The sequence below is a fragment of the Peribacillus sp. NPDC058075 genome, from assembly GCF_042885195.1.
In the GTDB taxonomy this organism is placed as follows: domain Bacteria; phylum Bacillota; class Bacilli; order Bacillales; family DSM-1321; genus Peribacillus.
Genome location: NZ_JBHVSL010000001.1, coordinates 1,567,949 through 1,583,633, shown reverse-complemented (window position 1 = coordinate 1,583,633; position 15,685 = coordinate 1,567,949). Strand labels below are relative to the sequence as shown.

The 15,685-nt window shown below is 37.2% G+C and carries 13 protein-coding genes and 1 riboswitch; of the genes, 3 read left to right on the top strand and 10 right to left on the bottom strand.

The window, feature by feature from the left end; all coding sequences use genetic code 11:
* Window positions 1–14: 14 nt before the first annotated feature.
* From ACFVS1_RS07935 to ACFVS1_RS07915, 5 genes are all read right to left on the bottom strand, one after another.
* Window positions 15–1,265 (bottom strand): nickel pincer cofactor-dependent isomerase, group 22, encoded by a 1,251-nt coding sequence (locus ACFVS1_RS07935; RefSeq protein ID WP_387546220.1) that lies wholly within the window; start codon window positions 1,263–1,265, stop codon window positions 15–17.
* Window positions 1,266–1,289: 24 nt separating this feature from the next.
* Complete coding sequence (locus ACFVS1_RS07930; protein ID WP_352922957.1) at window positions 1,290–2,336, bottom strand: TRAP transporter substrate-binding protein; 1,047 nt, start codon at window positions 2,334–2,336, stop codon at window positions 1,290–1,292.
* Window positions 2,337–2,401: 65 nt separating this feature from the next.
* Entirely contained in the window at window positions 2,402–3,679 is a 1,278-nt protein-coding gene (locus ACFVS1_RS07925) for a TRAP transporter large permease (protein ID WP_352922955.1), read from the bottom strand.
* Window positions 3,676–4,248: a TRAP transporter small permease gene (locus ACFVS1_RS07920; protein WP_387546217.1), complete on the bottom strand. Its 573-nt coding sequence runs from the start codon at window positions 4,246–4,248 to the stop codon at window positions 3,676–3,678. Before ACFVS1_RS07920 ends, ACFVS1_RS07925 begins: the two co-directional genes overlap by 4 nt.
* Window positions 4,249–4,284: 36 nt before the next feature.
* Entirely contained in the window at window positions 4,285–5,313 is a 1,029-nt protein-coding gene (locus ACFVS1_RS07915) for a TRAP transporter substrate-binding protein (protein ID WP_387546214.1), read from the bottom strand.
* 778 nt (window positions 5,314–6,091) lie between these two features.
* Here ACFVS1_RS07915 and ACFVS1_RS07910 point away from each other — a divergent pair.
* Entirely contained in the window at window positions 6,092–7,828 is a 1,737-nt protein-coding gene (locus tag ACFVS1_RS07910) for a methyl-accepting chemotaxis protein (protein ID WP_387546212.1), read from the top strand.
* Between the two features lie 71 nt (window positions 7,829–7,899).
* Here the strand turns inward: ACFVS1_RS07910 and ACFVS1_RS07905 are convergent, their stop codons facing one another.
* The 4 genes from ACFVS1_RS07905 to ACFVS1_RS07890 all read right to left on the bottom strand — a co-directional run bounded on the left by ACFVS1_RS07905 (window position 7,900) and on the right by ACFVS1_RS07890 (window position 12,041).
* Window positions 7,900–8,859: a DUF4822 domain-containing protein gene (locus ACFVS1_RS07905; protein WP_387546210.1), complete on the bottom strand. Its 960-nt coding sequence runs from the start codon at window positions 8,857–8,859 to the stop codon at window positions 7,900–7,902.
* Between the two features lie 76 nt (window positions 8,860–8,935).
* Window positions 8,936–9,637, bottom strand: a complete 702-nt coding sequence (locus tag ACFVS1_RS07900; RefSeq protein WP_387546208.1) for an ankyrin repeat domain-containing protein — start codon at window positions 9,635–9,637, stop codon at window positions 8,936–8,938.
* Between the two features lie 272 nt (window positions 9,638–9,909).
* On the bottom strand, window positions 9,910–10,596 hold the full coding sequence (locus ACFVS1_RS07895; RefSeq protein WP_352922941.1) for a response regulator transcription factor: 687 nt from the start codon (window positions 10,594–10,596) through the stop codon (window positions 9,910–9,912).
* Complete coding sequence (locus tag ACFVS1_RS07890) at window positions 10,593–12,041, bottom strand: sensor histidine kinase (protein ID WP_387546206.1); 1,449 nt, start codon at window positions 12,039–12,041, stop codon at window positions 10,593–10,595. The genes ACFVS1_RS07895 and ACFVS1_RS07890 overlap by 4 nt, the downstream gene beginning before the upstream one ends.
* A 174-nt stretch (window positions 12,042–12,215) precedes the next feature.
* Between ACFVS1_RS07890 and ACFVS1_RS07885 the strand changes: the two genes are divergently transcribed.
* Together ACFVS1_RS07885 and dapA are read left to right on the top strand one after the other, a co-directional pair.
* Window positions 12,216–12,692, top strand: coding sequence for a DUF2690 domain-containing protein (locus ACFVS1_RS07885; RefSeq protein ID WP_387549242.1), 477 nt, complete (start codon window positions 12,216–12,218; stop codon window positions 12,690–12,692).
* A gap of 488 nt (window positions 12,693–13,180) precedes the next feature.
* Window positions 13,181–13,359, top strand: a riboswitch (Lysine riboswitch).
* Window positions 13,360–13,496: 137 nt separating this feature from the next.
* The gene (dapA, locus tag ACFVS1_RS07880) at window positions 13,497–14,393 is read left to right on the top strand and encodes a 4-hydroxy-tetrahydrodipicolinate synthase (protein WP_387546204.1); all 897 of its coding nucleotides are present in this window, start codon (window positions 13,497–13,499) and stop codon (window positions 14,391–14,393) included.
* Window positions 14,394–14,999: 606 nt separating this feature from the next.
* On the opposite strand, the gene ACFVS1_RS07875 is transcribed toward dapA, so the two are convergent.
* Window positions 15,000–15,470, bottom strand: a complete 471-nt coding sequence (locus ACFVS1_RS07875) for an Lrp/AsnC family transcriptional regulator (RefSeq protein ID WP_387546201.1) — start codon at window positions 15,468–15,470, stop codon at window positions 15,000–15,002.
* Window positions 15,471–15,685 lie beyond the last annotated feature (215 nt).

The following is a 15,685-nucleotide window of genomic DNA, read 5'->3' as shown; positions in this document are numbered from 1 at the left end:
ATTAACGAAGGTTTTTAGTCTAGTGCCAATTCTTCTGGTTTTGAAAGGATCTCTATATTTTTGTTTTTTAAAGCTTCCTCCATCATGCTTTCAGAAATCCAAATTTCACTGATTTCAAGCGTGTTTTTTATTCTTACGACTCTCACTTTATTCAAATTGAAGGCATTGCACGTTTTGATAGCAGCTTTAACAGCTAATTCCTGCGTATCTAAAAACATCGGGAGCTTTACTACATCTGTCACTGTGCTTGTGAGTGCATTGGCATAGCCTTTTTCCCATTCGATTTCATTCATGACGGCCTTCGTCGTCATATCAGCCATGCCGATGCCGTTTGCATTACCGTGAGTTTTTTCAGTAAGTCCAAGTACAACAGTCCGTTTAACCTCTGGCCCCCCGGTAGCATATGGGGTGGCGAAGTTACCCGTAATATTCGGATCCATTCCATCCCCCGAAATATCCTTTCCTAGTTCATTTACTATAAGTACGTCCATCGAATCGAAATGTATTTTCGGCATCAATGATTTTGCTTCAAGCAATAGTCCCGGTTCTACTTCCTCCAGATCCTCTGCTGGGACTGCGACGATTTTCGCTGGTTTATCATAGGCGTTTTCAATAGTCGCAAGACCAAATATGATAGGAGCTTTCGCTAAAGAAATTTTCGCCATTTCAGGAACATGTTCCGCCATATACTTAAAGCTGTATGCATGTGCAGCTTCGGCTCCCTTTTGCTTGCCTAAACCGATTGTAATCATTTTCATTAGTCCGCTTTCAACCGGTCCACGAAATGCCGTATGTGGTTTTATCCGATTAATGACGATGATTTTATCTGATTCATATGCAAGTTTATCAATATAGACAGGGAGCCCATTTGGCAATTCATCCAGTTTAATAACTTCCATCGATGACAATATTGGCGCTCCAACCGATTTTTCTGAAATACCCAACTGAAGCAACACATCGATTTGTCCTTCCGCTGTAGCACCCCCATGACTTCCCATTGCAGGGACTATAAAGGGATTACCGCCAGCCTTCTTAACGGCAGCCACCGTTTCCTTTACTAGAGTAGGAAGGTCCGCTACCCCTCTGCTTCCTACTGCAATTGCCACCCTGTCATATTCCTTTATTCTTGATAAGACACCTGCTTCTTTTATCGCCTTCTTCACCTCACCAGCTACATCGGCGATTTGAGGTGTACGAAACTTCTGCCTCACTTTGACCATTTTCGGTAATTGGATTTCACGTAAAAGTTCAGAGATAATATCCATTTTCTATCCTCCAAACAGTCTGGATTATTTACCGCGTACTTTTTCAACTTCGCTCATCATTTCCTCTACAAGATCCGGCCCGAATTTTTGAGCATATTCGTCCGTCACTGGTTGAATGGCTTTCTTCATTTTTTCTATTTCTTCCGGCTCTACTTCATTGACTTTCATTCCTTCTTCTTTTAGATACTTAAGTGCTTTTTCATTTTCTTTTTGGTTAATTTCCCGTTGATACTTTCCAGCCTCTTGTGCAGCCTCACTCATGATTTTTTGCTCTTGTTCTGATAGGTCATCCCAGAACTTTTTACTTACAAGGAAAACAAATGGTGTATAAACATGATTAGTAAGACTTAAGTATTCTTGCACTTCATTATATTTTTGCGTTTGAATTGTTGCCAGTGGATTCTCCTGACCGTCAACAGTACCTGTTTCCAGTGCAGTAAATACTTCTGAAAAAGCCATCGGCGATGGATTCGCCCCTAATTTTGAAAATGCATCTAAATGCACTTCATTTTGCATGGTACGAAGTTTAAGCCCTTTGAAATCTTCAGCCGTTTTAACAGGGTGCTTGCTGTTGGTTAAGTTTCGGAAACCATTTTCCCAGTATCCCAAACCTACTAAATCATGTTCCGGTAACTTATCCAAAAGTTTTTTTCCTACTGCACCATCAAGTACTGAATAAGCTTCTTCTTCATTATTAAAGACAAATGGGAAGTCATAAATTCCAAATTCCTTAATCATACCAACAAGTGGTGAAGTTGAAGGAACAGTTACTTCCTGTAAGCCGCCTTGAAGAGCTTCTGTCATTTTCTGATCATCTCCGAGGGTGGCATCAAAAAAGTTTTGGACTTTCATTTTCCCCCCGCTTTTTTCTTCAACCAGTTCTTTGAATTTCTCCATTCCTTTTCCTTGTGGATGCAATTTACTATTTCCGATCCCTGCTTTGATTGTTCTTTTCTGAATACCGTCAGCTGAAGCGCTTTCACTTTGTCCGCTTCCGCAAGCGCTTAAAAGCAGTAATGAAGGCAGTAAAACACCAATCGCCAAACGTTTGAACAAATTATTCATTTTCATTTTCATTTTCCTCCTAATAAATAAGATGAATATCAGCATACAGACCAATTAATTGATAATTTCCTTTAGGAAGTAAACCATTCTAGAGGAACTAGCACTAAGGAAGGAAACAAAATCAACAAGATCAATACAATCACTTCAACGAGCAAGAAAGGCCAAATCCCCTTCATGATATCTTCCATACTGATCTTACTTATGCCGCACATGACATTTAAAACGGTTCCGACAGGTGGTGTTAGTAAACCGATGGCGTTATTCAGGATAAACAGGACACCAAAGTAAACTGGATCAATACCTGCAGCGACCACCAATGGCATCAATACAGGGGTTAGAATAAGGATTGTCGGTGTCATATCCATAGCAGTTCCAACTACGATGACCAGTAGGTTTATCATTATTAATAGAAGGAACGGATGATCCATAAATGGTTCCAGCAATCCAATTACCTGCCCAGGTAAATCGGCTACAGTTATCAGCCAGGATGACACGAGTGCCGCGGCGACCAGAAACATGACAACACTCGTCATTTTTCCTGCATGAACAAAGACCTCATACAAATCTTTCACTTTCATTTCGCGATAGATTACAAGACCGACAAATATTGCATAGACAGCAGCCACCACAGCCGCTTCAGTCGGTGTAAATAAACCGAATTTCAGTCCGCCAATGATAATGACGGGCAGGAATAGAGCCCAAATGCCTTGACGAAGAGAAGTAAGTATTTCTTTTGCTGAAGCTCGGGGGTTAACGGCGACTTTATCTTTTCGTGCAACAATCGCCCAGGTAACCGTAAGTCCAACCGCTAGTAAAATACCTGGAACGATTCCTGCCATGAACAGCTTTGTAATGGACACACCACTCGCAACACCGAAAATGATAAAGCCAATACTTGGCGGGATGATCGGGGCAATGATACCACCGGATGCAATCAACCCACTTGACCGGTTCACATCATAACCTGACTTCACCATCATTGGAATTAATATAGCCCCAAGCGCGGCTGTATCGGCAACAGCAGATCCTGATAAACTCGCAAACAATACACTCGCAATAATCGCAACATAGCCAAGGCCACCCTTGATATGGCCAACCAAATTCATGGCCATCTCAACGATACGCCGTGATAAACCGCCTCGATTCATCGCCTCTCCTGCCAGCATAAAGAACGGTATGGCCATTAGAGGAAAGTTATCCGCGCCACTGATTAGGTTTTGTGCGATTATTTGACTATCAAAAATACCTAGAAAGTACATTAGCACTACGCTACTAACAAGTAAGGCAAACGCAATAGGTATTCCAAGTCCCATGGCTCCCAGTAAAGATCCGACAAATACTCCTATCATCCCTGCTTCTCCTCCTTAACTATCCTAATATCTGACTCAAATTCATCAGCCTGGAGGGAAATTAGCTCTTCTGACTCACTTATCATCACCAATTCTTCGTCTTTAATTTTATTGAAGAAAATCCGATACAAATTGAAAATGATCATGCCACCCATTGAAATACTTACAAGAATACCTGTCCCATATACAAAAGCCAGTGGCATTCCAGTTGCCGGTGCAGCACTATCAATGTTTATCATCGTCATTTTCCAGCTTCCATCCAGGATTAAGAGAAGAACGAATAACATCATCAAATCACTAATAACAAGTACCACTTTTTTCATTTTATTCGGGAGCCGTTTAATGACCATGTCGACACCTAAGTGTTCTTTGTTTTTGAAAGCTCCGATGGCGCCAAGGAACGTTAACCAAATAAAGAGATACCTTGACATTTCTTCTGACCAAGTAATCCCTGAATTAAAGAAATAACGAAGTACTACATTACCAAATACGAGTACGATCATAATGGCTAAAGCTGCTGCCATAATAATGTTCAACGAATTTTCTAGGGTTCTGGAAATTTTTTTCACCTATACATCTCCCCCTTCCTATCTAAAGCGTCTGCTTCATTCTGCTTTTATTTTTCCTACAAGCTCTTCCGCCCAGTCATTTTCCTCAAAAACTTCATCATAAACAGGCTGAGATGCTTTTAACATTTTTTGTAAAAATTCTTCGTCAGGCTTAGTGAATTTGATTCCATTATCCTTAAGATATGCTTTGTCATCTTCATAACTCTTTTCCATCAAATCAAACTCATATGCTGCAGACTCTTTAGCTGCTTTTTGAATGATGGTTTGTTGCTCCTTTGTCAGCCCTTTATAGAATTTGCTATTAATAATGTAAATATTGGGGCTGAACATATGCTTGGATTCTAGTACATCACTTTGAACTTCATTCCATCCCGAGGATCTCAGCGTGGCAATGGGATTATCTTGAGCATCCACTACCTTTTGTTCAAGTGCGGTAAAAACCTCTGAAATTGGTAATGGACTAACGTTTGCCCCCAATGATTCACCTAGTTTTATGTAATTCGGAATGTTAGGCATTCTGAGTCGAAGTCCATCAAAATCTTTCATACTCTTAATTGGACGATTACTCGAAAACATCCTAAATCCATTTGCACTCCATGCGAGCGGTGTCACTCCATGTTTTGGATCAAGATCTTCTGTCAATTCTTCTCCGATAGGTCCATTCAATACCTTCTTTACATGATCATAATCCCTAAATAGGAAGGGCCATTCCGGAACACCCATTTTCGGAATGTCCGACTGCATAATTAGTCCTGGAACACCCATTTCAATCGTTCCGTTTCTGACGCCGTCATAAAATTCTTTTTCTGCACCTAAAGTACTGTTCGCATAAATCCGAACCTCTAGTTCACCATTACTCTCTTTCTCTACTATTTTTTCGAATTTTTCTCTCAAGGCAATGTTTTGAGGGTGGTTTTCAGCAAAATAATTTGCCACTTTTATCGTTTTCTTTTCAACGCCAGATCCGCTGGTTTTTTCTCCCTCACCTCCACCACATCCAGATAAAAGTAATGCTGCTGCAAGAGTTAAGCTTGTGGAGAATACAAAAGGCTTTCTTTTTTTCAATAAAAACCCTCCCAAAAGTTTTTTTGTAAGCGTTATCATTTATGACTGATTTTAAGAATTTCTCCTCACCCTTGTATAAGCCAAAGTTAAATTGTTTTATATTATAAAACTCCGTTTTTGTTTTATGCGGAGTAAGGAAAACACTTTACTTCTAGTTGCGTTTCAAGTTGTTTCATAACTTTTTAAACGGTTACTTTTACTAACATGAAAGTTAATTCGTTCTATAATATAAAACTCAGTTTTTAAATTTGAAATCTTACGTTGATTATAAGCTTCCATTTTTACTAATGTCAAACCATTTTTTTGAATTTTATAACAATTTAACAAATCCTTTATTTTTCACTAATTAATATTTAGAAAATCAACATTTATTAATCTAATCCTTTTCAGTAAAGATTTATAGAGTCAGAATCGGAAAGATGCATTTTTTCTATACTAAGATATTTATAGGATAAAGAATCGAACATACCAATCAGGTTTACCTTCATATACATTCCACTCCTTTTAATTGAGCTTTTAATCGGGAAGTTTGTTTTTCCTGCTGAAAAATCGGTCTTAAGAATATATTTTTCTTGAATCAAAGCGGTAATCGTTTGTATATTTTAACCCGTGTCTTTCCTGCAAAAGTTATTTTCCATTTTTAAAGATTTATACTTTTTTCTCTTTTGAAAAGTTACAATACTCCAACCGAAGCTTTTAAAGTCTCATTAAATATATTCAATTATTACCGATATATAAAACATGGTTAATATATAACACGGGGAAGGAATAAACAAAGATGAATAAACTCAGTACGAAAATAGGTTTTGTTCTTTTAACAGGCATGGTCATTATATTAATTGGAAGTTTACTATTGATGTATAAAAGTACAAATGATACGGTTGAGAAAACAATCGCTATGAGCAGCTTAGACATCGCAAGCAATATCGCTCAAGGAATAAATGCAACATCTTATGCCGATTTTTTAAGTAATCAATCCGAAACCTCTACATATTGGGAGATACGCGAACAGTTAGACGATTATAAACAAAAAACTGGAGCATTATATGTCTATACATTGGGGATATACGAAAGCAGCGAAAAAGTCCATATTCTTATAGATGGAATGGGTAAGGAAGATAAAAAAGCATCTCCCATTTCAACCCCCACAACCGTAACTTCCTATCAGGATGTAGAAAGCGTCATGAGGGGAAAGGTTTCTACCACTTCCATCGTTCATGATCCTGAATATGGTGACTATTTATCCGTTTTTGTTCCCATAAAGAAAGGGGACGAGGTCATTGGAATACTAGGGGTGGATATTGATGCCAGTAAAGTCGATGCTACGACCGGCAAGGTACTGGGTGGCATCCTTCCCCTGATGATAGTAATCAATGTAATCTTAATGGCAATTGTTGTGGGTGCTTTAATATGGTTCTTGACTAGAAAGTTAAGCCCCTTAATCAAGGTCAGCATGGCTGCAAAGGAAATCTCAAATGGAAATTTATTATCAGCCAATAAACTGATTAGCAACACAAGGGTTAAGGGAAACGACGAAATCATGGTTTTAGTGGAATCCTTTGAAGAGATGATCACCCATACGACTATGATCGTCAACTCCATGAAAAACTCATCTTTCCAGCTATTGGAATCATCAAGTGATATCGAGCACAAAATCAAAGAAATGGATACTTCCACACAATATATCGTTAAGGGCATTCAGCAAGTTGCAGGGGCTGCTGAAGTACAATTGCACAGAAGTGAAGAATCATCGAGGGTCATCGAGGAAATGACCATAGGGATACAAAAAATTGCCGAAGCTTCTTCAGAAGTCAGCGAACAGACAAATCATGTTTCAACTAGAATGTCCATTGGAAATAAAGATATAAATGAACTCTCAAATCAAATTCTGCAAGTAAAAGATGTTATGCTGCAAACAAGTTCAGAAATAAAGAAATTGGACGAACAAGCAAATGAGATTGTGAATATTGTACATGTAATTACGGGAATTGCCGAGCAAACAAACCTGCTGTCATTAAATGCGGCCATTGAAGCAGCTAGAGCCGGTGAACAGGGTAAAGGTTTTGCTGTGGTATCGAACGAGGTACGGAAATTGGCAGTTGGCACGAAGGAATCTGCGATCAATATACAAGAGTCCCTGCTTCATTTTAAATCCATCATAAATGAATCGGTGAAAATGATGGAAACTGGAACTAAAGAAGTGGAGGAAGGGACAAAGTATGTCCTGAATACAAGGGAAACATTTAAACAGACCATAAAATCTTTTGAACATGTTAGTGATCAGATTCAAGAAATATCCGCCATTACAGAGCAAATGGCAGCAAGTTCTCAAGAAATCAATGCTTCGATCGAAGATTTTGCAGGGTTAACAAGGGAAACGGCAGTGGCTTCAAAGCAAGTGGCACAATCAACCGATCAACAAGCGAAATCCATGGAGGACATTTCCTTCTCAACCACTTCAATGGTAAAGCTCGCTAATGACCTGGAAACATCTGTTGAACAGTTTAACGCGTAATAAGTTTGAATGACATTCTATTACTATATCAAAAAAGGGATTTTGCTATTATTGCAAAATCCCTTTTTTATTTACTTAGTTGATTTTAGTTTCAAATCACCTTCATAAGGTATATGCTCAACTGTTATCGTTATATCATTGCCTTCTTTATCTTTACCGATTCGTTTATAAGTGAATTTATTTTCATTAAGCTCCGTAAGTTCAAGAACGGCACCATACTTATTTTCCCCTTGGGAAACATGGGCTCTAATCTTATTTCCATGGACAACATCGTAATAACCGTAATCACCACGGCTTTCACCGGTTTTAGCATCAAAAAATTCATACTTATTTGTTTTATCATCATATTTTGCCAGACCTAAATAATTCGAGTTATAGCTTGATACATCATTTCCCTTTTCATCCAATGCCGCTGTACCTATCCAAGTGGTGCTTGATAAAATTTTGTCTCCATCAACGTCTGTAACTACATCCCCTGTGTAAGTTTCCAAATTTTTGTCTGGATCAGTAAAGGAAAGTTCTGTTTCAGTATAAGGAATATGATCGACGAACACTTCTACGTCGTTCCCATTTGCATCTTTGCCCATTCTTTTATAAGTGAACATATCCTTATTCAGTTCAGTTATTTCTACAACGGCTTGGTAGCCCATTGATTCTGAAATTAACACCCGAATCTTTCCATTCGTGATAAAGAAAGTTCCTTTATCACCTCGAGTTTTTTTAGTATTTTTATCAAAAAATTCATATCTTGATGCTTCATCATCATATTTAGCTAGACCAATGAAGCTTGCATTCTCCTTTGTTAAGTCATTATTATTTTTATCATAAACTTTTGTTCCTTGCCAATTCGTGCTAGTAAGAACGTTAGTCATTTCCTCTCCTGCTGTTAACTTTTTTTCTTGTTTACTCTGTTTTGCAGTTTGTTCCTGCTTCTGAGCACTTTTATTGTCTTGTGCGCTTGTGTTACATCCTGTTATGACCAATGTTAACCCAAGTAGTATAGCTGATGAAATTTTTGCTTTTTTATTCATTCTTTTCGTCTCCTCATCATATTGTGTTTTTTTGTAGTGCAATTGATATTACAAATTGAAAAAAACAGCGATCTGGTTATTTTGCTCCTGCCGAAAGTAAAATTTGTTCGATTTCCTTAAACCCTTTCTCGCGGGCATGTTGTAAAGGTGTCATACTACTATCATCGGGGATATTGACATCTGCTCCATGATCGATTAGCAATTGCACGGTTTGCTGTTGTTTTCCATCACCATCATTTAAAATGATAGCTTCTAGCAAAGCGGTCCAGCCGAGATCATTCACATGATTCACATCAATATCAGTTTTAGAAAGAAGTTCTTTCATAACTTCTACATAACCATGTTCAGAAGCAGGGATTAAAGCCGTTCCTCCATAACGGTTGGTTATAGTGGGGTCTGCACCTGCTTCAATGGCAAGTTTAAGTATATCTATATAACCTTCAGCACCGGCATACAAAAAGGGGCTATTTTTCATGTCATCCTGTATGTTGACGTCTGCACCCGCTTCAATAAGTATTTTTGCTGTCTCTACATCATGGTTATAAGTCGCAATCATAGTGGAGGTTCGCCCTTCCGAGTCCTGTGTATTTATATCTGCACCTTGCTCAATCAAACTTCTTATTCTTTCCGTTTCTTTACGTTCTACAGCTTGAATCAATTGTTCATTCATTCTCTTGCCTGTCTCCTTTTCTTGTTTATTTAACTTTACTTCATTATCCAAGACACAGCCTTGAAGGATGAAAAGGCTTCCGATAACAATCGTTAGCCACCTCCACATGAACCACACCATCCTTTCCCTGTTTGTACTTCACAGCCGCAAAAGGATTTCCCGTCATTCTTATGTAGCAAAATTGACATGTTCTTTAGGTTCCATCATGTTTTTTTCTCCCTTTTATTTTATTTGCTTACTTATTCCGTCTTCATTATGTTAATGCTTAACCTTAAACTCCCTCTAAACAATTTCTTAAAAAATGATTAACTTATTCAAAAAATTTCTTAATGTTTATAAAAAAATCCCGCCACCTTCGTGACGGGTCCTTAACATGCTATTTAAACATTGAAGCGATACCCTGCTCCCCAAACGGTTTCCAAAAATTTGGGATGTGCAGGATTTCTTTCAATTTTTTCACGTAGCTTCCTGATATGGACGGTGACGGTCGAAACATCTGCTGCCGATTCGAAGCCCCAAATATTTTCATAAAGCTGCTCTTTGCTTAATACTTGATTCGGATGCATGACAAAAAACACTAAAGTATCGAATTCCTTTGTTGTAAACGGAACCACTTCTCCGTTTATGTGAACTCTGCGTGCTGACTTATCAATTGAAATTCCATGAACATAGATTGAATTAGATTTAGGGTGACTTCCTGATAAACGTTCATACCTCGCTATATGCGCTTTCACTCTTGCAACTAGTTCACTTGGACTAAATGGTTTTGTAATATAATCATCTGCCCCTAGACCAAGCCCCCGAATTTTATCGATATCTTCCTTTTTGGCGGATACAAGCAAAATCGGGATATTCTTGACAGCACGTATTTGTTTACATATCTCAAATCCATTCAACCCTGGAAGCATGATATCCAGAATGATTAAATGATAATTTCCTTGAAGGGCCTGTTGGAGACCTGCATCACCAGTATGTTGAATATCGACACTAAAGTCATTAATTTCCAAATAATCCCTTTGTAATTCCGCAATACTGACTTCGTCTTCAATAAGTAATATCTTTTTCACATTTCCTCACCTTTCTTTATGGAAAAAAAGACACTTGTACCTTTTCCTATCTCACTAGTAGCCCAAATATCTCCACCATGCTCGCCGATAATTTCTTTTGCAATCGCAAGTCCTAAACCACTTCCACCTGTTCGAGAATTTCTAGATTCCTCGGCACGATAAAAGCGGTTAAATATATAAGGCAAAGCAGAAGATCCTATTCCATAGCCATTATCCGTTACTTGTACAACAACATCATATAGTCCTTCATGCAGAGAAATGGAAATGTGTTTTTCATCTTTTTTCATATACTTTACACAATTGCTGATCAGGTTGGCCAATACGCGTTTCAGTTTCTCTCTATCCGCTGTCACGTATATCGGTTTATTCACCTGATGAAGTTCAATCCGGATCCCTAGTTGAAGTAAATCCAGTTGAAGTTCTTCTACGTAATCTTTTAAATATTTATCTAATCTGACCGTTTCAAAAGTGAATGGTTCTTTTTTCAAATCCAACTTGGAAAATAAAAATAATTCATCTATCAATGAATCCATATCTCTTGCTTTAAGGTATACAGTCGATAAATACTTGTCCATTTTCTGTGGGGTGTTTGCTACTCCGTCTTTAATCCCCTCAACATATCCCATAATCGAAGTGATCGGTGTCTTCAAATCATGGGAAATATTGGAGAGAAGCTCTTTGCGATTTTCCTCATACTGAAGCTGAATGCTTACGGACTCTTTTAACTTTTTTCTCATTTCCTCAAACGCTCTATTCAATTGTCCGATTTCATCTTTCGAAGTCGCTTTAATTTCAAAGTTTAAATCTCCTGATTTTATCCGCTCTGCTCCTTCTTTAAGAATGGAGATCGGTTTGATGATACTACGTGAAACTAAATAATTTAATAGTCCAATAATCATTACAAACAGTAATAATAATAGTGCGAATAAAATGGGAAAGAGTTCTCGAGTCAGCTCGGCATATGAACTTGCCTTTCTCAATACAAAAATACTTCCTTCACTTTTATCCGAAAAATAATAATCAAACTTCACATAAGTGAAAAAAGAGTCTTTCATTTTGATTGTGTCCCGCGTATTGATGTTCGTTTCTTCGAACTTGGGAAGTGATTGTATCAAACCTAGCTTATCTAGTGTTTGGGACGCATACTCAATGTTTTTACCTTTTCTAACGACAATCTTAACATCTCCATGTTCAATCTTCTTCAGCTGTTCTTCGTTTAGAAGCTGCTCAGGGTTATTTTTTGCCAAAAGCTTTAAATCGAGAAACACACTTTCCTCTACTGCAGTCAAAGGTTTTTGGAGATAAGACTTTTTGTATAAATGCTCTATCGCTTTAACATCACCGGTTATTGCAAAAATAAGTAAAAATCCAGCTGCTAAAAACAAAGTGATGGAAATAAGGATTACGCCAACGTAGGACAATAGAAACCTCATTTTAATTGACAAATATTTTCACCCCGTATCGATCTTTCGTTTACTCTTTTATAGAAAAGTTGTTTATCTGCTGTTCTTGCATAAAAAAATGTTTCCCACGATTACTTTTCTTAGTATTTAAAAAAACATATCACACAAATCTTAAAATTTTCTAAAATACACAGAAAAAATCCTATTCTATTGTAGATCTATATTTTTTTATTTGAAGATCTGAACTCTAAAAACCGCTCCCTTTCCGCCGAACTGTCCTACGATAATACAAACCCTTATTCGACAGGCTGTGCCTCTAAAAGCCCAATCACCTATGAAACAGAATATATCTATAAAAACGGTGTGAAAATTGGATATGTGCAGCTAAAAGGCAGTGCGTATTGTCATACGGCGTGGGGTTACTTAAAGTTTTATTCGTCTGCTCCTTACGATTATTATGCAAATGTTTGGGGTGACAGTTTTAATGGCACGACTAAGAGAGCATTTACAAGTTGCGCTAGTTCCGGCGGTAACGGATGGATAAAGAAAGGTCAAACGTCCGGTAATACTGCACAATTATGGAATTTAGATCCGTATAATGCTTTGGCCAAAGCAGGTATTTATTCTTCAAGTGGGGCTCTCATGCGAACACTGGTCGTTATTAATGAGGTACTAATGCAAACTTTCTGTTAACGACGGTATAATTACGTACATTTTTGCCATCTTTACTCATTTTGATTTAGTCCATTGCGCAGTTCAATGCGTGATCAATTTTCTTTGTTAACAACCCCACGAATCTTAATGGCTTTGGAAAGAGATACGTATGCTGTATCTCGTTCCAATTTTGTATCAGTGGGCCCTACTTACTAATGAAGCGATCGTTTTCTTGCTTCCCACGTCACGGATTTTCTTATCTTGCTGTCCTCCCCACCTTGATACCTTCTTTAAGCTATATCTATTGTCAAAACTGACGATAAAAAGGGTGAAACTTTTCATACAGTTTGTTTTATAAAACTATTAATTTTGAGTTACTAAAAAAGATGAATACAGCCCTATACCGTCTCCATTCCATTGATCATCCATGAGTTCTAAAAAAATATTTCTAAAATATGCCTTGCAATAGAAAGGATTCCTTGTTATATTACAGTCAATTAAATATTTTCTTACTTCGTACTTTTTGAAGTGAGGATAGAGGAGCAAAGACCATTAGTACACATTTTGAGGAGAATGAGATCCTATGACTATTGTGGAAAGGGGAATTTGCCGAAGCGGAAAGAATCTCATGTTCTTGAAGCTGGTTCTGCTATTGAATAAATACAGGACTGTCATATAGGAAACTATATGGAGGGCTATCTTACGCGCTGAAACGATTTTTTTGATAAATATTGTTTCTTCTGCAGCAGCGAACCCTCGTTGTTGCTTTTTTGCGTTTACTCCTGAATGGGCCTAACCACCTCTGAATTTTTTAAAAAATATTATACAAAAGGGTGTGTAGTTATGAATTTTGGCCAAGTTTTAACCGCAATGGTTACCCCGTTTAATCATAATGATGAGGTTGATTTTAATGCTACGAGAACTTTAGTAAACTATTTAATTGCTAATGGTTCTGATGGATTAGTAATAGCTGGTACAACTGGAGAGTCTCCTACATTAACAACGGAAGAGAAACTAGATTTATTCAAAATTGTGGTTGAAGTTGTTGATGGAAGAGTTCCAGTCATAGCTGGAACTGGCTCAAATAACACTAAAGCTTCTATCAGCTTAACAAGGCAAGCAGAGGCAGCAGGAGTAGACGGAATCATGCTCGTTACCCCTTACTATAACAAGCCGTCTCAAGAAGGATTATTTCAGCACTTCAAGGCTATTGCCCAATCAACATCATTACCGGTAATGCTTTATAATATTCCAGGACGAAGTGTTGTAAACATGTCAGTAGAGACGATTGTTAGCCTCTCAAAAATCAACAATATTGTGGCAGTAAAAGAAGCAAGTGGTGACTTAGATGCCATGGCACAAATCATTAGCAAAACAACTAGTGATTTTACATTATACAGCGGCGATGATGGGTTAACATTACCGGTTCTAGCCATCGGTGGAACAGGCATTGTTTCGGTTTCTTCACACATCATTGGAAATGAAATGCAAGAAATGATCAATAACTTTAAAAATGGCGATGTCCATAGTGCTTCCGCTACGCATCGTAAACTTCTTCCAATTATGAAAGCATTATTTGCGGCACCAAGCCCAGCACCGGTGAAATCAGCATTACATATGCGGGGGTTAAATGTTGGAGGTGTCCGCTTACCATTGGTTCCTTTAAACGATGAAGAAAAAATAGCACTACAAATGGCACTACAACCTAGAAACGAAGAAGCTGTTTTGTTAAATAAATAAAGGTACGATTCATTCAACTATACTTTAATACCGGATTTCTAATTAAAGACCATAATTAACTGGATAAAATCTTAAAAAGCAGTGCAACTCATAAAGAGTGCACTGCTTTTTAATCGATGCACGGCTCAGTGCTTAAACTAGTTGAGCAATATAATGATTTTATAAGATTAAGGGCAAAAGCAGAATCTCAATTTTCTTGAAGTAATAAGAATATTCTTAAATGACTCGTTTCCTAGTATCCAATTTATAATGGCTCCTTAACAAATTCAAACGAATAAAGAGAATTTCCGTTCATATTTAAAATTAGAGAAGGATATTTTCATGAAAGAAATAATAAACGCATTTAAAGTTCAACATACTAATTTAACTTGATAATGAATAAATAGCCTTTGTGCTCTTTTAGCAAAGGCTATTTTTTTGACAAGTTTTTTAGCCAAACCCTTTTATTTCATGCCTGAGGTTGCTGCTCTCCATTTTGATCCTTGCTGCAGATTTGTATGTTTCCATATTTAAGGACTTCATTTTTTATTCCTTCTTCTACTTCTCTCCTCTTGTTCTACAAAACACGTTCGAAAAAGTGTACTTTTTCGAACGTGACTTTTCTTCCTATATGGGTAAAACTGTAGAATATTTAATTTCTCTGAGAGCTAGGCTAGTTTGAATTCTGGTTATGCCTAGTTTATTTAACTTTCTAATAAACATTTCTAATTCCTTTCTATCTTTATTAGCCACTTTTAAAAGATAATCATACTCACCTGTTAAACAATGGCACTCTAATACTTCTGACATAGAAGCTAACGCCTTCTCCAAAACTTCCAGTTTTTCAGCTTGATGTATATTCGTACTCATAAAAATAAAACATAATAAATCAAAACCTAGCTTCTCCTGGTTTAAAATTGCTACTTGTCCATTAATAAATCCTTCATTTTCCAAACGTTTTATCCTTGAATGTATAGCTGGTGGAGATAACTTGACACGCTTGGCAAGCTCAGTATTGCTTAACTGTGCATCCTTTTGAAGTAAATCTAAAATTTGAATATCAACATGATCTAGAACCTTGCTTACGATAGATTCCACTTATAGTCACTCCTTTTACAAATGTTCCAAAATCGGTATCATCTACTAGTCAAAACTTAATTAAATTCTGTATATCAGCTATATTTTTTAATATTATTTTAAGTTTCTTCTATTATACAAAATAATATATTAACTAACGAACTAAAATGTTAAAATTATTAGTAATTAATTATGTAAATTGAAATGTCATTGTGCACAATGGCTTCGATCTTTTT